Below are 17,759 nucleotides of genomic sequence, written 5' to 3'. Positions count from 1 at the left end.
CTTCGGCAACGTGGTTGCACGCGGGAAACAAGCATGTAGCTGACAAGACCAGACCTTAGCGATTGTTTCGCTGATCTCGCTTGCAGAGTAGCCCCAAGATAGAGCTGCTGCCAAGGCCTGGTGCTTCAAGTGACAGGAAGAATTTCAGATTGGCGTGATACTGCGGATTTCGATGCTGTTCTGGGTTTTCAGGCTTTTCACGCCAGCATCGGTGGTGCGCCCTTCAAGATCGTTCATATCCAGTTCGGCGGCCACCGGCAGGAGCCGTTCCTTGATCAGGCGTGCAGCCTCGTCGTCGCTGGGGCATTCCGCGCGCTCGAACACCTCATCGACAATTTCACCATGATCGTCCACGAAAGTGACTTTCCACTTTTGCATCGGTGCCTCCTCGATCAAACCCGCAAATGGGCTTACTACTATCTCGACTTTTGGCGAGATTGATCGTTCAAAAGGATTGCAGCGGACGAACATGAAAAAAAATTAACCGATGGGGAAACAGGCTTGTGTGGCGAGGGGATTCATCCCCGATGGGCGCGAAGCGTCCCTGAATTCAGCGAACGCATAGTGTCAGTTCCAACGCGTCTGCCGATTTTACGACTGCTGCGCAGCCGGTCGGGGATAAATCCCCTCACCACAGGGGATCTATCACCGATCCGGGAATAGTGCGTCAGTCGTTGCTCGGCTTGTTGATCGCCTGCAGCACGTACTGCGGCAGCGCGAATGCGCCGATGTGGATTTCCGGGTTGTAATAGCGGGTGACGATGCCGCTGCCGATGAAGCGCTGTTGCAGGGTTTCACGGCTCAGTTTGCGGTAGGCCGGGTTGGTCGAGCCCCAGGCAAAGGTCATCGAACCGCCAATGTAGGTCGGCACGGCCGCCTGATAGAAGTGCCAGTCCGGGAACAGGCTGCGCAGGCGACCGGCAGTGGTTTTGACTTCGTCGATCTGCATGAACGGCGTGCCGTTCTGGGTCACGAGGATCCCGCCTTCGCTCAGGCAACGATGGCACGCCTGATAGAAGTTCTCCGAGAACAGCACTTCGCCCGGGCCGATCGGGTCGGTGGAGTCGGAGATGATCACGTCGAATTTTTCCGTGGTGGTGGCGACGAAACGCATGCCGTCGTCGATCACCAGGTTCAGCCGTGGATCGTCGTAGGCGCCCTTGGAGTGGTTCGGCAGGAATTCCTTGCACATGTCGACCACGGTGCCGTCGATCTCGACCATGGTGATGTGCTCGACGCTGGCGTGCTTGGTCACTTCGCGCAGCATGCCACCGTCGCCGCCGCCGATGATCAGCACGCGCTTGGCGGTGCCGTGGGCGAGGATCGGCACGTGGGTGAGCATTTCGTGGTAGATGAATTCATCGGCTTCGGTGGTCTGGATCACGCCGTCCAGCGCCATCACCCGGCCCATGCGCGGGTTCTGGAAAATCACCAGGTGCTGGTGTTCGGTGCGCACTTCGTGCAGCAGTTTTTCCATGCGAAAACGCTGGCCGTAGCCTTCGTAGAGGGTTTCCAGGTATTCGCTGGTTTTGGTTACGGTCATGGTCAAGTGCTCCGATGAATGCGCGGGCGCCAATCGTGGGGGACGATTGCCCGGGAAAGGCGCGCATTCTACGTTGCCGAAGATGACAGGTCGAACCTTCCTCCGACAGGGCACACTCTGGAGCTACCACAAGACCAATGTGGGAGCGGGCTTGCTCGCGAAAGCGGAGTGTCATTCAACCTGTGTTTCGACTGAACAATCGCCTTCGCGAGCAAGCCCGCTCCCACAGGGGATCAGCGTGTTTTCGGGAAAGCGTCAGACCCGCACATTGCCCCGTGGCCCGGCGATCGCCCAGATGATCAGGCCCAGTACTGGCAGGAGGATGATCAGCAGAACCCAGAGGATTTTCATCCCGGTCTCGGCGCCGCTTTTCAGTACGTTGATGATCGCCCAGATATCGAGGGCAAGAATGATCAGACCAATCAGACCGTTGAACGTGGAACCCATGGTGTCGCTCCAGAATAGTGGCATGCACTTTTAGGATAGACGGTCGCGCGCAGGGTTCCCTTTTATTGCGTTCAGACGTGAACGGCGACCTTCAGCGCTTCCAGCGAAGGCGCGGCCGCGATGCCGACTTCGGCGCACAGCTCCAGCACTCGCGGCACGTCGTTGCCGTAAACCAGCACCACTTGCAGCTCATCGTCGAGTAACTGGCTGAAGTTCATCAGCGTGTAACCGCCGTTTTCCTTGTTCAGGCTGCTCATCTGCACCTGGATGCGGTTGAGTGCGGTCAGCGCTTCGGTCTTGGCCAGTTGCTTGGGCTTGAGGTTGAAATCCACGCCCGGGCCAAACGAGGCGACGATCTGCGCGAACAGATCGACGTAGGTGTCAGCCTGGAACAGCACGGTTTCCGGCAGACTGCCGACCACCACCCACTCGCCCAGCGGGATCGGGAAGGTGTCGTCGTAGTTGATGTCCGGGTTGGCTGCCAGAAAGGCGTCGGCATCGGCGTAGGCCTGCGCCGCTTCGTCCGCCACGTTCAGGATCTCGTCCTCGCCCATGCAGCCGGAGCTGATTTTGCTGATGAGTTCAACGAGTGCGGCTTTCATGAGGGCGGATCCTGTGGAAGGTTGAATTTGAGGGCGCGGAGGATAACGCATTGCAACCTCAGGCTGCACACAGAACATCTGTGGCGAGGGAGCTTGCTCCCGCTGGGGCGCGAAGCGGCCCCCAAACAGTGAATTCACCATTTTTACCAGCGCTGCGCACTGGAGCGGGAGCAAGCTCCCTCGCCACAGAATCTCGACAGTCCTCAGGCCAGCAGTTTTTCCAGCTGTGCCGTGGTATCGACCGCGCCCATGGTGCGGGCCGCGTCCAGCGCGGTGACGCCATTGGCATCCTTGGCTTGCGGGTCGGCGCCCTTACTGATCAGGTAATCAACGATTTCAACGCGGTTGAACATCGCCGCCATCATCAGCGCGGTGCGGCCATCGAACGACGAGCCTTCGATCTCGGCGCCCGCTTCCACCAGTGCCTTGACCACCGCCAGATCGCCCTTGAACGCGGCGCCGGCAATCGGGCTCTGGCCGTTGCCGTTACGCAGCTCCGGGTCGGCCTTGTGCTTGAGCAGCACCTGCACCGCGTCGACGTGGCCATAGTAACTGGCGAGCATCAGCAGGGTGTCGCCCTTGCTGTTTTTCAGGTTCACCGGCAAACCGGCGCTGATCAGCCGATCGAGCATCAGCGCATCACCTTCGCGCGCCTTGTTGAAAACCTGCTCGGTGAATTCGGCAGCTTCTTCAGGGGTCATCTGGCGGCTCTGGTCAGACATAGGGCAACTCCACTTTCGGTTATTCGCAAAGCCGACAGTTTCCCGAGCGCGACGATAGCTGTCACCCCCTTTTTCTCAAGTCAGGCCATAGCCAATCTCAATAGCGGTATTTGCCTTGATGAATATCGGCCAGAATTTCGTCCGTCACTTGCACGTAAGTCTGGGTGCCAGGCAGCCACGCGTAGATCGGGTCGTCGCCCGTCTGGCCGGGGTCGAAACCCTCGTTTTTCAGCCGGGTCTTCTGGTATTTGAAGGTCCCGGTGGTTTCCATTTTCACCTTCACCCGCAGGAACAGCGGCACCGCGTAGGCCGGCATGCGCTGGCGGGCGAATGCGAGCAATTCGGCGAAATCCAGGGTCGCCAGTGACTCGGCGGGCGTGATTGCGGCCATGCCGGCACGACCGTTGGTGTTGCTCACTTCGACGCCGTAGGCGACGGCCTCAGAGATATGCGGATGCTGCAGCAACAGGTTTTCCACTTCAGTGGTCGAGACGTTTTCGCCCTTCCAGCGATAGGTGTCGCCGAGTCGATCGACGAACTGCGCGTGGCCGAAGCCAATATTGCGCAGCAGGTCGCCGGTGTTGAAGAAACGGTCGCCCTTGCTGAACACATCGTGCAACACCACCTTGGCGGTTTTCTGTGGGTCGGTGTAACCGTCCAGCGGGGCTTTTTCGTCGATCCGTGCCAGCAGCAAGCCCTGTTCGCCCTTGCCGACCTTGCGCATGAAGCCGTCGGCGCTGCGCAACGGCTGCCCGCTGTCGTGGTCGTACGCCACCAGCTCCCAGGCCATCAGCGAGAAACCGATGGTGTTGTCGAAGTTGAGGATATTGCTGAAGCCGATATTGCCGTCGCTCGCCGCGTACAGCTCGCAGATGTGCTCGACGGCAAACCGGGTTTTGAACTCGGCCCAGGCGCCGGGACGCAAGCCGTTGCCGATCATCTTGCGCACCGCGTGACGGCTGTCATCGGCGCTGGGCGGTTGATCGACCAGATAACGGCACAATTCGCCGACATAGCCGAGGGTGGTCGCGTTGTAGCGACGCACGTCCGGCCAGAACTGACTGGCGCTGAACTTGCGACGGATCGCGAACCCGGAAGCGCCATTGATCGCCGAGCCCCAGCACACACAAAGGCCGGTGGCGTGGTACAGCGGCAAGGTGCAATAGACGACATCGTCGGGCGTCATGTTCAGGGCGATCATGCCGAAGCTGGCCGAGCTGCGCATCCAGCGGCCGTGCTTGAACACCCCGGCCTTGGGCAGGCCGGTGGTGCCGGAGGTGTAGATGTAAAAGCACGGGTCGTTGAAGAACACTTCGCCGCTGCTGGGCGGGTTTTCAGTGCAGGCGTCAGCACTGGCACTGATCAGATTGACGTAGCCCTCGGGCGCAATGCCTGGGTGGCTATAGGTGTCACGGTCGGCGATAAACCAGGTGCGCTGCGCCGGGATCGACACCTGCTCGCGGATCGCGGCAAACGCCGGCTGCAATTCCTCACCGAGGACAATCGCCACCGGTGCCACCAGATTTACGCTGTGAATCAGTGTGTCGCGGGTTTGCGAAGTATTGAGCAGCGCACTGACCGCGCCGAGTTTGGCCAGCGCCAGAATGGTCACCAGCAGCTCGGGACGATTTTCGATGAACACCGCGACCACGTCGCCCTTGCCGATGCCCTGCGCGCTCAGATAGTGGGCGATGCGGTTGGCCCACTGGTTGACCTGCGCATAGGTCAGCAAGACGTCGTCCTGCAAGATCGCCTGCCCCTCTGGATTGCGCAGCGTTGCTTGCTCGAAGGTCCAGCCGAGGCCACACGTTTGGGTCGGATCCGTGACGTTGGCGACTTTCATGCCCTTGACCACCCGCGGGATGGCTTTGGCGATCGTCGGCAGTTTGCGGAGCATCATGCTCCAGGTAATCGTGTCGCTCGACGCGTGACGCATGGCAGCTCCCCGGTCGGCCTGGTCGGCCGGTTTTTTTATTGTTCGGGCTGTGGGCATGACCTGCGTTGTGGGCAAGGTCGAGATCGAAAATACGTCAGCGCTTCGCGGGCTGTACACGCGGTTTTTGCAATGTTTTGTATCCGCCCTGTCACGCCTGGCGGCGGTGATTGCGACTTTGCCGTTTGGTTCCGTTCAACTCATGAGAATCCCGCAAAATGCAGGATGCACGATGGCCATTCATGCAGATTGCACGACGAATGCAAATTTCACGATTTTTAACTTATTGATTTATAAGCATTTTTATTTTTTCGTGTGCTGGCACAATCGCTGCAACCTCCTCTGCATGCTTGCCATTCAAGTGCATACGGAGCTGAAAGACATGAGCCTGATCCAAGAAAAATTTACCTCGCTGTTCTCCAACTTCAACGTCACCACTGCGCCACGTCCCGATGGCGGGATCCTGCTGACGCTGCGCAGCAGTGAAGGCAAAGTATTCAAGCGCGCCCTGACGTATCAGCAAATGCACAACGCCGACCAACTGTCGTGGGCGATCAGCGCGATCCGTCGTGACCTGGCGGAAGAAGCCAGTGAGCTGCCGCAGATTGCGATGCTGCAAAGCCAGCAGCGTTTTGCCCTGCCGACGTATCACTCGCTGTAATTGATTCGAAGCTTTAAACAGCTTTAAACAAAAACAGGCCGGGCAGCTTTCACTGTCCGGCCTGTTTTTTGGCTGATGCAAAACTCCGTGCGGGAGCGGGCTTGCTCGCGAAAGCGGTGTGTCAGTCAAAAATATTTGGCTGACACACCGCTTTCGCGAGCAAGCCCGCTCCCACATTGGATCGAGGGTGGTTAAAAGGCTTCGGGTTCGATGCCGGTGAAGCTGTCGACGGTGATATGGCTTCCCAGCTCCCCCCCCTCGCGCGCCAGGCCGCAGGTCTGCAGGCCTGCCGATTGAGCGGCATCCAGCTCCTCAACGATGTCGGACAGAAACAGAATGTCCTGCGGTTCGACACCAATCGCCTGTTGAATGTTGGTGTAAGACTGCGCCTCACGCTTGGGCCCCGACGTGGTATCGAAATACCCGCTGAACAGCGGTGTCAGATCCCCCGCCTCGGAGCAGCCGAAGATCAGCTTCTGCGCCTGGATCGAACCCGACGAATACACAAACAGTTGATAACCGGCCTGATGCCAGCGCTTGAGCGCTTCAACGGCATCCGGGTACACGTGGCCCTTCAACTGCCCGGCGTGGTAACCCTGCGCCCAGACCATGCCTTGCAAGGCTTTGAGCGGCGTGGCTTTGCGATCTTCCTCGATCCAGCTCAAGAGAATTTCAACAACCCGTTCAACATCGGCCTGCGGTGCATTGCTGTCGCGGCGCACGGCGTCGAGTTGCTCAGCCACATCGGCACGTTCGGCGTTCTGCCGAACAAAATCCGGCAGGTGTTTGGCCGCATACGGGAACAGCACATCAAAAACGAAACTCACCGCGCTGGTGGTGCCTTCAATGTCAGTGACAATGGCTTTGATCGACATCGGCTCAGTCCTCCAGACGCGGGAAGCGCCCGGCGATGTCTTCGCCGGTGAAATTCGCGACCCAGCCTTCCGGGTTGTTGAACAGGCGAATCGCCACGAAGTGCGGGTGCTCGCCCATGTCGAACCAGTGCTTGGTACCGGCCGGCACCGAGATCAGGTCGTTCTTCTCGCACAACACCGCGTAGACATAATCGTCGATGTGCAGGGTAAACAGGCCACGACCGGCAACGAAAAAGCGCACTTCGTCTTCGCCATGGCGGTGTTCTTCAAGGAACTTGGCGCGCAGTTCGGCTTTTTGCGGGTGATCGCTGTTGAGGCTGATCACATCGACGGTGATGTAACCGCGCTCGGTCATCAGCTTGTCGATCTGCTCCTGATAGGCGCTGATCACCTCTTCCTGGCTGGCGCCGGGCTGGATCTTCGCGGCGGCTTGCCAGCGGTCGAAGCGCACGCCCTGCTCGGCGAGCGTCGAGGCGATGTCTTCGAAATGGGTCAGCACCTTGTTCGGAATCTCGGGGCTGGATACGTGATAGACGGACAGGCTGCTCATGGGCAATTCCTCGGTATCGGCCTTGCCGTCCGGTTCTTGCAGACCGGTCGGGCAGTGCATTTCATCAGGCAAATGGGCGGCTTCGGGTGAAGTCAGCCTTGGCGGTTCATGACGCTGCGGGTTTTCAACTCGCATTCAAACAGAAATTCGAAGGCCTCGATCTGCCGCAGGGCATCGCTCATCTGCGCGCCCCAGGTGTAGAGGCCGTGGCCGCGAATCAGATAACCGACGCAATCGGGATGGGCGTCGAGCCAAGGCTGCACCTTGGCGGCAAGGCGCGCAATGTCCTGATCGTTGTCGAAGATCGGCACGCGCACCCGCGATTCGTGGGTGGAGATGCCGCTGAAGGCTTTTTGCAGCTCGTAGTCTTCGAACTCGATGAAGTCTTGCGGCGTCAGGCGCGACAGCACTGTGGCGTTCACCGAGTGGGTGTGCAGCACCGCACCGATTTCCGCGCGCCAGCTGTAGAGCTGAGTGTGGAGCAGGGTTTCGGCTGAGGGCTTTTTGCCCGGTTCCAGGCTGTTGCCGGACAAATCCGTGGCGAGCACGTCGTCCAGGCCCAATTGGCCCTTGTGCTTGCCGGACACGGTCAGCAGCGCTTCGCTCGGCGACAGACGCGTCGAGTAATTGCTGCTGGTGGCCGGCGACCAGCCGCGACCATAAAGAAAACGCCCGGCGTCGACGATCTGCTGGGCGAGCTGTTCACGCGTAAGGCTCATGGCCTGTCCTCTTGCATACGTGTGGCAATGATAACGGCAGCAGCGAGCGCCGCGAGACTGGCAATACTAAAGGTCAATGTCGCACCGAGGGCATTCCAGCTGTAACCGGAATACAACGCGCCCAGCGCGCCACCGGTGCCGGCCAGCGCCGCGTACAGCGCCTGACCCTGACCTTGCTGACGCGCACCGAAGCTACGTTGCACGAACGCGATGGCAGCCGCATGAAAGCTGCCGAAGGTCGCCGCGTGCAGCACCTGGGCCAACAACAGTACCCAGAGGAATTCGGCGAACGAACCTAGCAGCAACCAGCGCAGCGCCGCCAGCAGAAAACTCGCCATCAGCACGCGGCGCAGGGAAAACCGCGCGAGAATCCGGCTCATGGCCATGAACATCAGCACCTCGGCGACCACGCCCACGGCCCAGAGCATGCCGATTGTGCCGCGTGTGTAACCGAGGCGTTCAAGGTGCAAGGTCAGAAACGTGTAATACGGGCCGTGGCTCATCTGCATCAGCGCGACACAGGCGTAAAACGCCAGCACACCGGGGCTGCGCAGCTGCTTGAGAAAGCCCTCCCCGCTCGGCCGATTACCTTGCGGTGGCTGCGCGTTCGGCACCCACAGGCTGCTGAGGACGATGCCGGCCATGATCAGCACCAGCGCCGCCGGGTAGATGTCGAGGCTCAGCCATTCGAACAAACGGCCCAGCGCGACCACGGTGATGATGAAACCGATCGAGCCCCACAGGCGAATCTGGCTGTAGCGCGAGGTTTGCCCCTGCAAGTGCGCGAGGGTGATGACTTCGAACTGCGGCAGCACCGCGTGCCAGAAGAACGCGTGCAACGCCATGACCATCGCCAGCCAGGCGTAGGTCTTGCTGACGAAAATCAGCGAGAACGTCAGCAGCGTACACACCGCACCGAAGCGCACGATGGCCAGGCGTTTGCCGGTGTAGTCGCCGAGCCAGCCCCAGATGTTCGGCGCCACACAGCGCATCAGCATCGGGATCGCCACCAGCTCGCCGATGCGCGCAGGGCTGAAGCCGAGATGATCGAAGTACAGCGCCAGAAACGGCGCTGTCGAGCCGAGCAAGGCGAAATAGAACAGATAGAAACTGGACAGCCGCCAGTACGGGAGCGCCGCCACGGTCAGACCGCGACGGCTTGGCGATCAACCATCAAAGCTGACCCAGCACCGGGGTGCTGACGCGCACGTCGGCGTTCTGCCCACGATGACGCAGCAGGTGATCCATCAGCACGATGGCCATCATCGCTTCGGCAATCGGCGTGGCGCGGATGCCGACGCACGGGTCGTGACGGCCCTTGGTGATCACGTCGACCGGATTGCCGTGGATGTCGATCGAACGGCCCGGAGTGGTGATGCTCGACGTTGGCTTGAGCGCCAGATGCGCGACGATCGGCTGACCGGACGAAATGCCGCCGAGGATGCCGCCAGCGTTGTTGCTGAGGAAACCTTGCGGGGTCAGTTCATCGCGATGCTCGGTGCCGCGCTGGGCGACGCAGGCGAAACCGGCGCCGATTTCCACGCCTTTCACCGCGTTGATGCTCATCAGCGCATGCGCCAGTTCAGCGTCGAGGCGGTCGAAAATCGGCTCGCCGAGGCCCGGCATCACGCCTTCGGCGACTACAGTGATCTTCGCCCCGACCGAGTCCTGATCGCGGCGCAACTGGTCCATGTAGGCTTCCAGTTCCGGGACCTTGTCCGGATCCGGGCTGAAGAACGCGTTCTGTTCCACCGAATCCCAGGTCTTGAACGGGATTTCGATCGGGCCGAGCTGGCTCATGTAGCCACGGATGACGATGCCCTGGCTGGCCAGATACTTTTTGGCAATCGCACCTGCCGCCACACGCATCGCGGTTTCCCGCGCCGAGCTGCGACCGCCACCACGGTAGTCGCGCTCGCCGTATTTGTGGTGGTAGGTGTAGTCGGCGTGCGCCGGGCGGAACAGATCCTTGATCGCCGAGTAGTCCTTGGACTTCTGGTCGGTGTTGCGGATCAGCAGGCCGATCGAGCAACCGGTGGTGCGGCCCTCGAACACGCCGGAAAGGATTTCGACTTCATCGGCTTCCTGACGCTGGGTGGTGTGGCGGCTGGTGCCTGGCTTGCGCCGATCGAGGTCGCGCTGCAGGTCTTCGAGGAAGATCTCCAGGCCCGGCGGGCAGCCGTCGACAATGGCGACCAACGCCGGACCATGGCTCTCGCCAGCGGTGGTGACAGTGAACAACTTGCCGTAGGTATTGCCGGACATGCAGGACGCTCCGTGAAATCAAACCCGAATTCGTGATGCGCGCCAGTATACGCAGGCTAACCGAGTAGTTCATCCTCGAACCTTAGTGGTGTTGGTGAGTCCAACCGGCACCTTGGCGAATGATGGCGTGATGATGCTGCGAGTTCTGATCTTGAGTCTTACCCTGTTTACCGGTTTTGCCCACGCGACTGTCCTGCAGCGCCCGATCTCTCTGGATACCGGGAGCGGTGAACTTTTCGGCTCGCTGTTGCTGCCAAAATCCGACAACCCAGTGCCGGTTGTCCTGATCCTTGCCGGCTCCGGTCCTACAGATCGTGACGGCAATAACCCCGATGGCGGGCGCAATGACAGCCTCAAGCGGCTGGCCTGGGTGCTGGCCAAACACAACATCGCCAGCGTGCGCTACGACAAGCGCGGGGTGGCTGCGAGCCGGCCGGCCACACCTGACGAGCGCAATCTGTCGGTGGAAGGCTACGTCGACGACGCCGTGGCCTGGAGCCAGAAGCTAAAAAACGACCCGCGCTTCGGCCCGTTGATTCTGCTCGGTCACAGCGAAGGTGCACTGATTGCCACCCTCGCCGCCCCGCGTGCCGACGCCGCTGCGCTGATTTCGCTGTCCGGCAGCGCCCGCCCGGTGGATCAGGTAATCCGCGAACAACTGGCGCGCAGCCTGCCGCCACCGTTGATGTTGCGCAGCAACCAGATTCTCGACAGCCTCAAGGCCGGTCACACCGATGCCGACGTGCCGGCGCCGTTGCAACCGATCTTCCGCCCGAGCGTGCAGCCGTACCTGATTTCGCTGTTTCGCCAGGACCCGGCCAAGGCCTTTGCACAACTGAAGATGCCGGCGCTGATCGTCCAGGGCAGCAACGACATGCAGGTCGGCGTCGGCGATGCGCAGGCGCTGAAAGCCGCCAAACCCGACGCCGAACTGGTGGTGATCGAAGGCATGAACCACGTCATGCGCATCGTCCCCGCCGATGTGAAGCGGCAATTGGCCTCGTACAAGGATCCGAATTTGCCCCTGGCGGCGGAATTGGGTGGCAAACTCATCGAGTTTATTGACGGACTTCACACCCGTTAAACGGCGTTTACCCTCTAGTCCTGCAAAAAGCGGCCGATAAGCCTTTGTCGCCAGCGTATCGGCTGGCGACAAGCAGAGCTTGGACAGGATCTCGCCGTTATGACTGATACCCCGACTTCACCCGACACCACCGCTGAAAAAGACGCACCGCCAGCGGTCGAGCTGCCATGGGCGGACGTCAGCGTCGAGCACCACAAGATGCTCCGTCTGGCCCCGCTGCAGACTGACCGTCACACCGGGGGCCGGCCGTTGCGCTTTGTCGAATTCGGCTATGCCGAGCGCAACAGCAAAGAACACAGCCTGATGCGCATGGCGATCAAACTGCCCGGTCAGCGCGTGCGCAAAGAGCAGAACCACCTCGACGTTTGGGTCGATCACACCAGCAAACGTGTGCACTTCGGCCCCGACAGCGGTTTGCAGATCGAACCGTTGAACCGTGGTATAGGTCGTTTCATGGCTGCACAAGGCATCAATTGGGCGAAAAAACGCTGGCCCGCCTACACGGTCGACGGCATGGACCTGAACAACAAGGATGCGCTGAACGAAGACACCCGTCTGCGTCGCGATCACTTCTTGCGTGTGCATGGTTTTGACGTGTTGTACGCCGACGCCCAGCATTTGAAGGGCAGCGTCAAAGAGGTGCAGGTCGGTGACCTGTTGGGCGACTGGAACAGCGAGAAGCTGCAGATCGTCGAGATTCTCGAAGCAGCGCAGATGCTGCAACAGGCCGAGCAGAACCTCGCCGAGCAGGAAGTGAAGCTGAAGAAGCAGGAAGACAAGGTCAGCAAGTTCAAGCGTGAAGACGCTGGATTGCGCTTTACCATTACCTGTCTGGTTGCGTTTGCGGTGTTTCAGGCAGGATTGTTGATCTGGATTGCTACGCACCGCTGAAATCAGCGTTGACCTGTGGCGAGGGAGCTTGCTCCCGCTCGACTGCGAAGCAGTCGTAAAACATGCACATGCGGTATGTCTGGTGCACCGTCATTGCATATTTTGGGTCTGCTTCGCAGACCAGCGGGAGCAAGCTCCCTCGCCACAAAAGTCAGTCAGGTCAGACGCGGGAAGCGAACAAGGCCTGATGATCGCGGCACTGCTCCGCCGTCAGCATGAACACACCATGCCCGCCGCGCTCGAATTCGAGCCAAGCAAAATCGACTTCCGGGTACAGCGCTTCGACGTGCACCTGGCTGTTGCCCACCTCAACGATCAATAGCCCCTTCTCGGTCAGGTGATCTGCCGCTTCGGCGAGCATCCGCCGTACCAGGTTCAGACCGTCATCTCCGCAGGCCAGGCCCAGCTCCGGTTCGTGCTGGTATTCGTCCGGCATGTCGGCGAAATCTTCGGCATCAACGTACGGCGGGTTCGACACGATCAGGTCGAAACGCTGCCCCGGCAGGCCATCGAAACCATCGCCCTGCACGGTGTACACACGCTCATCGACGCCATGGCGCTCGATGTTCTGGTTGGCCACTTCCAGCGCTTCGAACGACAGGTCCGCCAGCACCACTTCAGCGTTCTGGAACTCGTAGGCGCAGGCGATACCGATGCAGCCCGAGCCGGTGCACAGGTCGAGGATGCGTGCCGGCTCGTCGCCGATCCACGGTGCGAAGCGGTTTTCGATCAGCTCGCCAATCGGCGAACGCGGGATCAGCACGCGCTCATCAACGATGAACGACATGCCGCAGAACCACGCCTCGCCCAGCAGGTACGCCGTCGGGATGCGCTCTTCGATGCGGCGCTTGAGCAGGCGTTGCAGGTTGACCAGCTCGTCGTCTTCCAGCGCACAGTCGAGGTAGCTGTCGGCGATCTCCCACGGCAGGTGCAAGGCACCGAGCACCAACTGCCGGGCTTCATCCCAGGCGTTGTCGGTGCCATGGCCGAAAAACAGATCCTCCCCATGGAAGCGGCTGACGGCCCAACGGATATGGTCGCGCAGGGTACGAAGTCGGGAAGTGATCACGGGGCAGAACTCCAGAAAAAACGACTGGGGATTCTACCAGCCAAAACGCGTCACGACGACGCGGGAAACATTCGCGGCCGACAGTAGGACTTTTCTGTTTTTTCCATCAGCTATTGAACAGAACGTGTAACTTGACAAGGCTGCAGGCCAGTAACGACGCTGCCTGCGATGGTAGCGGTTCACAGAACCGCTCAGCCAGAGGACAATGCCGCAAAAGCCCCACCCCAAGGAGCCCCGAATGTCCGTTCCAAAAACGATGTTTCAACTCAGCGGCCGCGGTTACGCAGCGGCCACACTGAGCCATGCCACCGTGGTCATCATCGATGCCCAGAAAGAGTACCTCAGTGGCCCGCTGGCCCTGAGCGGCATGGACGCGGCCGTCGCGAACATCAAACAACTGGTCGCCGCGGCCCGTGCAGCCGGTCGGCCGATCGTGCACGTGCGTCATCTCGGCACCGTCGGTGGCCTGTTCGACCCGCAGGGCGAACGCGGCGAATTCATCCCCGGCCTTGAGCCACAAGGTGACGAAACCATCATCGGCAAACTGCTGCCGAGCGCGTTCCACGGCACCGAACTGCTCGACCGTTTGCAGAATCTTGGCTCGCTGGACCTGATCGTCTGCGGTTTCATGAGCCACTCCAGCGTCAGCACCACCGTGCGCGCGGCGAAGAACCTGGGCTTCCGTTGCACCCTGGTCGAAGACGCCTGCGCCACCCGTGACCTGCCGTTCAAGGGCCGCGTGCTCAGCGCCGCCGTGGTGCAGGAAGCGGAAATGGCGATCATGGCCGACAACTTCGCCACCCTTGCCCTGACTCAAGATCTGATCTGATCTGCTCTGATGAGCGGCTCAGCACGCCGCTCATCCGCAAAAGCCTCGCATTTGCTTCAATTGCCTTAGCCTCAGGAACAACCCGGTCAACTCCCGGTCGAAGGGCCGATACCCATTGAGGAAGGTCGGAATGAAGTTATCCGATGGATTTGACGCACGCCGCTTGCGGCCCAAAGGCCAAAGCAACTGGCGTTTTCGATTCGGCGCAGCGATCGCCGCCATTCTGGCGACGTTCGGTGTGCTGCTGGCGATGGCCGGTGCCGCCAGCCTGCTGGGGCGCCCGCCGGCGCTCGGCGACTTGAATGCCACGCCGACGGGTTCGGCGATCATTCTCGCGGTCGGCTTGTTGTTCCTGTATTTCGGCGTGGCCCTGTGGCGTCGATGCCGGCGGCGCGCCCGGCAATCGCGGGAGCTGAACATGTCCCCGCACCTGATGAAAAAACACGACTGACTCCACGGCCTGGCTTTTTGCCGGGCCGTTTTGTTTCGACTTGGGTAAACTGGCCGCCCTTCGCGGAGGCTGACATGCAAGACGACGATTTTTCCCTGTTCAAAAGTGCGATCCAAGGCGTCAAGCCGATCAAGCACGACCGCGCCGACACCGGCAAACCCAAGGCTGACCGCGCGCAGATCGCCAAACTGCGCCAGTCCGCCACCGTGCGCACCGACACCACCACCGTGGATGGCCTGTCCGATCAGTTCGTGATCGACGTCGGCCCCGAAGACGAGTTGATGTGGGCCCGCGACGGGGTGCAGGAAAGCCAGATGCGCAAGCTCAAGATCGGCCAGATCCCGTTCGAAGGCAGCCTCGACCTGCACGGCATGAACGTCGAAAAAGCCCGCGAGACCCTCTGGGCCTTTCTCGCCGAAGCGACCAAATTCGAAATCCGCTGCGTGCGCGTCACCCACGGCAAGGCCGTGCGCCTGGACGGCAAGCGGCCGATGATCAAAAGCCACGTCAACACTTGGCTGCGTCAGCATCCGCAAGTGCTCGGTTTCACCTCGTGCCAGGCGAAACACGGCGGTGCCGGTGCGGTGTACGTGATGCTCAAACGCACCATGATGGAAGGCCGCGACGAATAATCGCGTTACACCGAACTTGCAGGGTTGTGTCCGCCACCGTACCCTTGCCCTTTGCGAAAATCCCCACAGGTAGTTTCATGTCCCTGGAACAGAATTACACCGCGATTCTCGGCCAACTGGGCGAGGACGTGTCCCGCGAGGGCCTGCTCGACACGCCAAAGCGTGCCGCCAAAGCCATGCAGTACCTCTGCCGCGGTTATGAACAGACGCTCGAAGAGGTCACCAATGGTGCCCTGTTCAGCTCCGACAACAGCGAAATGGTGCTGGTCAAGGACATCGAGCTGTACTCGTTGTGCGAACACCACCTGCTGCCGTTCATCGGCAAGGCGCACGTTGCGTACATCCCGAGCGGCAAAGTGCTGGGCCTGTCGAAGGTCGCGCGGATCGTCGACATGTACGCCCGCCGCCTGCAGATCCAGGAAAACCTCAGCCGGCAGATCGCCGATGCGGTGATGCAAGTCACCGGTGCGCTGGGCGTGGCCGTGGTGATCGAGGCCAAGCACATGTGCATGATGATGCGCGGTGTCGAGAAGCAGAATTCGTCGATGATCACTTCGGTGATGCTCGGTGAGTTCCGCGAAAACGCGGCGACTCGCAGCGAGTTCCTCAGCCTGATCAAGTAATCGGCTGCAGAAAAAAACCGGCGTTGATCGCCGGTTTTTTTTCGCCTGTGAAAAATCGGGTAAGCTGCGCGCCCTTCTCTCTTTGCACCGTGAGGCTTTCAACGTGTTCGTAAAAGCGCTTCGTGTCGGCCTTGGCCAACTGATCATCTTCATTGACTTCATCACCCGCCCAGGCAAGAAACAGCGCCCGGCCGAGGTACAGGCGCAAGTCAACGCCGCCGCCAAAGGCCTGACCCTGTATCAGTTCCACGCCTGCCCGTTCTGCGTGAAAACCCGCCGTACGCTGCGTCGCCTGAATGTGCCGGTCGCACTGAAGGACGCGAAGAACAACGAACAGGATCGCCAGACGCTGCTGGACCAGGGCGGCAAGATCAAAGTGCCGTGCCTGCGCATTGAAGAGAATGGGCAGACGACCTGGATGTACGAGTCCAAGGTAATTATTGATTATCTGGATAAGCGTTTCGCGGCGGTCTGAGTCTTTTTGGGTGCATTTGAAGGCCCTATCGCGAGCAGGCTCACTCCTACAATTGGAATGCGTTCTCCTGTAGGAGTGAGCCTGCTCGCGATGAGGCACTTGAGGGCATCATAAATCCCAGACAAAAATAAACCGGCCCTCGAGCCGGTTTATTTTTTTCAGGCTGCTTTGTCTAGTTGCGCCTGCCTCACCACCGCCGCCAACCGCTTCAACCCTTCATCCAGTCGCGCCGGGTCGATGTGACTGAAATTCAAACGCAGATGCCCGAGGTTTTTATCCGGTTCGGGAAAGAACGGCTCGCCCGGCATGAACGCCACGTCATTGGCCAACGCCTCGTTGAGCAACGTCCGTGTATCCAGCGGTTGCTTCAGCGTCAGCCAGAAGAACAGCCCGCCCTGCGGCATGTTCCAGTGCGCCAGATCGGAAAAGTGCGTTTCCAGCGCCGCTTGAAACGCATCGCGGCGCTGCCGGTAGAAACCGCGCAGTTCGCTCAGGTGCTGCTGATATTTTTCCGTGCCGATCCATTGCAGTGCCTGCCACTGGCCGATGCGGTTAGTGTGCAGATCTGCCGATTGCTTGAGTTTGAGCAAATGCGGGAACAGGTCCGGGCTGGCGATCAGGTAGCCGACGCGCAAACCCGGCAGCAAGGTTTTCGACACGGTGCCGGTGTAGATCCAGCTGGCTTTCTGCAAACGCCCGGCAATCGGTTTGGCGCTGCCGCCATCGAACGTCAATTCGCGGTACGGCTCGTCTTCGATCAGGGTCACGCCGAATTCATCGAGCAATGCGGCGACGGCGGCGCGCTTGGCTTCGCTGTAGCGCACGGCGGAGGGGTTCTGGAACGTCGGGATCAGGTAGATGAACGCCGGGCGATGCTGTTCCAACCGACTGCGCAGTTGCGCGAGATTGGGGCCGTCGGATTCTTGCGGCACGGTCAGGCAATCGGCGCCGAACAGCTGGAAGATCTGCAACGCGGCAAGGTAGGTCGGCGCCTCCAGCAGGATTTCGGTGCCTTTGTCGATGTATAACTTGGCGGCCAGATCCAGGGTCTGCTGGGAACCGCTGACCACCAGCACCTGACTCGCCGTGCACTCCAGCCCCAACGCTCGCGCCTGCGCCGCCAGCGCTTCACGCAGCGCCGGCTCGCCCTCGCTCATGCCGTACTGACCAAGCGCCAGCGGCATCTCGGACCATTCGACTTTCGGCAGCATGGCTTCGGCGGGAAGGCCACCGGCGAACGACATCACCTCCGGGCGCTGGGCGGCGGCGAGGATTTCACGGATCAGAGAACTTTTAAGGCGCGAAACACGTTCGGAAAAAGCCATGGGAGTCACCGGTAGCGAGGCCTGGGAAAAATGAGTCAAACTGGTTGACTGAAACTACGACAG

General features: G+C 60.4%; 21 protein-coding genes. 8 read left to right on the top strand and 13 right to left on the bottom strand.

Annotated elements, in window-relative coordinates; genetic code table 11:
- Positions 1–144: 144 nt before the first annotated feature.
- The 6 genes from E3Z29_RS11755 to E3Z29_RS11725 form a co-directional block, all read right to left on the bottom strand.
- Positions 145–378 carry a hypothetical protein gene (locus E3Z29_RS11755; protein ID WP_027613323.1) on the bottom strand — a complete coding sequence of 78 codons (234 nt, stop codon included), beginning with the start codon at positions 376–378 and terminating at the stop codon, positions 145–147.
- 289 nt (positions 379–667) lie between these two features.
- Complete coding sequence (speE, locus tag E3Z29_RS11750) at positions 668–1,543, bottom strand: polyamine aminopropyltransferase (RefSeq protein ID WP_134785830.1); 876 nt, start codon at positions 1,541–1,543, stop codon at positions 668–670.
- Positions 1,544–1,798: 255 nt separating this feature from the next.
- Positions 1,799–1,990 carry a PLDc N-terminal domain-containing protein gene (locus tag E3Z29_RS11740; RefSeq protein ID WP_007960694.1) on the bottom strand — a complete coding sequence of 64 codons (192 nt, stop codon included), beginning with the start codon at positions 1,988–1,990 and terminating at the stop codon, positions 1,799–1,801.
- 71 nt (positions 1,991–2,061) lie between these two features.
- Complete coding sequence (locus tag E3Z29_RS11735; RefSeq protein ID WP_134785829.1) at positions 2,062–2,592, bottom strand: hypothetical protein; 531 nt, start codon at positions 2,590–2,592, stop codon at positions 2,062–2,064.
- A 203-nt stretch (positions 2,593–2,795) separates the two neighbouring features.
- A complete protein-coding gene (locus E3Z29_RS11730; protein ID WP_134785828.1) occupies positions 2,796–3,314 on the bottom strand; it encodes an ankyrin repeat domain-containing protein in 519 nt (172 codons plus the stop codon).
- Positions 3,315–3,411: 97 nt separating this feature from the next.
- Entirely contained in the window at positions 3,412–5,250 is a 1,839-nt protein-coding gene (locus E3Z29_RS11725) for a long-chain-acyl-CoA synthetase (RefSeq protein WP_134785827.1), read from the bottom strand.
- Positions 5,251–5,629: 379 nt separating this feature from the next.
- Between E3Z29_RS11725 and E3Z29_RS29790 the strand changes: the two genes are divergently transcribed.
- Positions 5,630–5,908, top strand: coding sequence for a DUF3509 domain-containing protein (locus E3Z29_RS29790; RefSeq protein ID WP_027613327.1), 279 nt, complete (start codon positions 5,630–5,632; stop codon positions 5,906–5,908).
- A gap of 191 nt (positions 5,909–6,099) precedes the next feature.
- On the opposite strand, the gene mtnC is transcribed toward E3Z29_RS29790, so the two are convergent.
- The 5 genes from mtnC to aroC all read right to left on the bottom strand — a co-directional run bounded on the left by mtnC (position 6,100) and on the right by aroC (position 10,317).
- Complete coding sequence (gene mtnC / locus E3Z29_RS11715) at positions 6,100–6,783, bottom strand: acireductone synthase (protein ID WP_098967926.1); 684 nt, start codon at positions 6,781–6,783, stop codon at positions 6,100–6,102.
- A 4-nt stretch (positions 6,784–6,787) separates the two neighbouring features.
- Positions 6,788–7,333, bottom strand: coding sequence for an acireductone dioxygenase (locus tag E3Z29_RS11710; protein ID WP_027613329.1), 546 nt, complete (start codon positions 7,331–7,333; stop codon positions 6,788–6,790).
- A 92-nt stretch (positions 7,334–7,425) separates the two neighbouring features.
- Positions 7,426–8,052, bottom strand: coding sequence for a methylthioribulose 1-phosphate dehydratase (locus tag E3Z29_RS11705; protein WP_041068872.1), 627 nt, complete (start codon positions 8,050–8,052; stop codon positions 7,426–7,428).
- Positions 8,049–9,194 (bottom strand): MFS transporter, encoded by a 1,146-nt coding sequence (locus E3Z29_RS11700; protein WP_134785826.1) that lies wholly within the window; start codon positions 9,192–9,194, stop codon positions 8,049–8,051. The genes E3Z29_RS11705 and E3Z29_RS11700 overlap by 4 nt, the downstream gene beginning before the upstream one ends.
- Positions 9,195–9,225: 31 nt before the next feature.
- On the bottom strand, positions 9,226–10,317 hold the full coding sequence (aroC, locus tag E3Z29_RS11695) for a chorismate synthase (RefSeq protein ID WP_134785825.1): 1,092 nt from the start codon (positions 10,315–10,317) through the stop codon (positions 9,226–9,228).
- Positions 10,318–10,447: 130 nt separating this feature from the next.
- Between aroC and E3Z29_RS11690 the strand changes: the two genes are divergently transcribed.
- On the top strand, positions 10,448–11,401 hold the full coding sequence (locus E3Z29_RS11690) for an alpha/beta hydrolase (protein ID WP_134785824.1): 954 nt from the start codon (positions 10,448–10,450) through the stop codon (positions 11,399–11,401).
- A gap of 99 nt (positions 11,402–11,500) precedes the next feature.
- Positions 11,501–12,292: a hypothetical protein gene (locus E3Z29_RS11685; RefSeq protein WP_134785823.1), complete on the top strand. Its 792-nt coding sequence runs from the start codon at positions 11,501–11,503 to the stop codon at positions 12,290–12,292.
- A 160-nt stretch (positions 12,293–12,452) separates the two neighbouring features.
- On the opposite strand, the gene prmB is transcribed toward E3Z29_RS11685, so the two are convergent.
- Positions 12,453–13,361: a 50S ribosomal protein L3 N(5)-glutamine methyltransferase gene (gene prmB / locus E3Z29_RS11680; protein WP_086794742.1), complete on the bottom strand. Its 909-nt coding sequence runs from the start codon at positions 13,359–13,361 to the stop codon at positions 12,453–12,455.
- A 238-nt stretch (positions 13,362–13,599) separates the two neighbouring features.
- Here prmB and E3Z29_RS11675 point away from each other — a divergent pair, with 238 nt between their 5' ends.
- The 5 genes from E3Z29_RS11675 to E3Z29_RS11655 all read left to right on the top strand — a co-directional run bounded on the left by E3Z29_RS11675 (position 13,600) and on the right by E3Z29_RS11655 (position 16,371).
- Positions 13,600–14,190, top strand: coding sequence for a cysteine hydrolase family protein (locus E3Z29_RS11675; RefSeq protein ID WP_003223193.1), 591 nt, complete (start codon positions 13,600–13,602; stop codon positions 14,188–14,190).
- A 130-nt stretch (positions 14,191–14,320) separates the two neighbouring features.
- Positions 14,321–14,641, top strand: a complete 321-nt coding sequence (locus E3Z29_RS11670) for a hypothetical protein (RefSeq protein ID WP_003223191.1) — start codon at positions 14,321–14,323, stop codon at positions 14,639–14,641.
- Between the two features lie 74 nt (positions 14,642–14,715).
- Positions 14,716–15,273, top strand: coding sequence for a Smr/MutS family protein (locus E3Z29_RS11665; protein ID WP_096797013.1), 558 nt, complete (start codon positions 14,716–14,718; stop codon positions 15,271–15,273).
- 77 nt (positions 15,274–15,350) lie between these two features.
- Positions 15,351–15,896, top strand: a complete 546-nt coding sequence (gene folE, locus E3Z29_RS11660; RefSeq protein WP_003442011.1) for a GTP cyclohydrolase I FolE — start codon at positions 15,351–15,353, stop codon at positions 15,894–15,896.
- Between the two features lie 103 nt (positions 15,897–15,999).
- Positions 16,000–16,371 (top strand): glutathione S-transferase N-terminal domain-containing protein, encoded by a 372-nt coding sequence (locus tag E3Z29_RS11655; RefSeq protein ID WP_007960660.1) that lies wholly within the window; start codon positions 16,000–16,002, stop codon positions 16,369–16,371.
- A 158-nt stretch (positions 16,372–16,529) separates the two neighbouring features.
- Here E3Z29_RS11655 and E3Z29_RS11650 read toward each other — a convergent pair whose 3' ends face one another.
- Positions 16,530–17,696, bottom strand: a complete 1,167-nt coding sequence (locus tag E3Z29_RS11650) for a PLP-dependent aminotransferase family protein (RefSeq protein WP_134785822.1) — start codon at positions 17,694–17,696, stop codon at positions 16,530–16,532.
- Positions 17,697–17,759 lie beyond the last annotated feature (63 nt).

The organism is Pseudomonas sp. S150 (genome assembly GCF_004526365.1).
GTDB classification, from domain to species: Bacteria; Pseudomonadota; Gammaproteobacteria; order Pseudomonadales; family Pseudomonadaceae; genus Aquipseudomonas; species Aquipseudomonas putida_A.
Note: the sequence above shows the minus strand (reverse complement) of the source record. Positions and strands in the feature narration are given on the sequence as shown.

Excerpts from the sequence above, each read along its gene's own strand:
- E3Z29_RS11755 (WP_027613323.1), bottom strand. The coding sequence starts at position 378 with ATGCAAAAGTGGAAAGTCACTTTCGTGGACGATCATGGTGAAATTGTC.
- speE (WP_134785830.1), bottom strand. The coding sequence starts at position 1,543 with ATGACCGTAACCAAAACCAGCGAATACCTGGAAACCCTCTACGAAGGC.
- E3Z29_RS11740 (WP_007960694.1), bottom strand. The coding sequence starts at position 1,990 with ATGGGTTCCACGTTCAACGGTCTGATTGGTCTGATCATTCTTGCCCTC.
- E3Z29_RS11735 (WP_134785829.1), bottom strand. The coding sequence starts at position 2,592 with ATGAAAGCCGCACTCGTTGAACTCATCAGCAAAATCAGCTCCGGCTGC.
- E3Z29_RS11730 (WP_134785828.1), bottom strand. The coding sequence starts at position 3,314 with ATGTCTGACCAGAGCCGCCAGATGACCCCTGAAGAAGCTGCCGAATTC.
- E3Z29_RS11725 (WP_134785827.1), bottom strand. The coding sequence starts at position 5,250 with ATGCGTCACGCGTCGAGCGACACGATTACCTGGAGCATGATGCTCCGC.
- E3Z29_RS29790 (WP_027613327.1), top strand. The coding sequence starts at position 5,630 with ATGAGCCTGATCCAAGAAAAATTTACCTCGCTGTTCTCCAACTTCAAC.
- mtnC (WP_098967926.1), bottom strand. The coding sequence starts at position 6,783 with ATGTCGATCAAAGCCATTGTCACTGACATTGAAGGCACCACCAGCGCG.
- E3Z29_RS11710 (WP_027613329.1), bottom strand. The coding sequence starts at position 7,333 with ATGAGCAGCCTGTCCGTCTATCACGTATCCAGCCCCGAGATTCCGAAC.
- E3Z29_RS11705 (WP_041068872.1), bottom strand. The coding sequence starts at position 8,052 with ATGAGCCTTACGCGTGAACAGCTCGCCCAGCAGATCGTCGACGCCGGG.
- aroC (WP_134785825.1), bottom strand. The coding sequence starts at position 10,317 with ATGTCCGGCAATACCTACGGCAAGTTGTTCACTGTCACCACCGCTGGC.
- E3Z29_RS11690 (WP_134785824.1), top strand. The coding sequence starts at position 10,448 with ATGATGCTGCGAGTTCTGATCTTGAGTCTTACCCTGTTTACCGGTTTT.
- E3Z29_RS11685 (WP_134785823.1), top strand. The coding sequence starts at position 11,501 with ATGACTGATACCCCGACTTCACCCGACACCACCGCTGAAAAAGACGCA.
- E3Z29_RS11675 (WP_003223193.1), top strand. The coding sequence starts at position 13,600 with ATGTCCGTTCCAAAAACGATGTTTCAACTCAGCGGCCGCGGTTACGCA.
- E3Z29_RS11670 (WP_003223191.1), top strand. The coding sequence starts at position 14,321 with ATGAAGTTATCCGATGGATTTGACGCACGCCGCTTGCGGCCCAAAGGC.
- E3Z29_RS11665 (WP_096797013.1), top strand. The coding sequence starts at position 14,716 with ATGCAAGACGACGATTTTTCCCTGTTCAAAAGTGCGATCCAAGGCGTC.
- folE (WP_003442011.1), top strand. The coding sequence starts at position 15,351 with ATGTCCCTGGAACAGAATTACACCGCGATTCTCGGCCAACTGGGCGAG.
- E3Z29_RS11650 (WP_134785822.1), bottom strand. The coding sequence starts at position 17,696 with ATGGCTTTTTCCGAACGTGTTTCGCGCCTTAAAAGTTCTCTGATCCGT.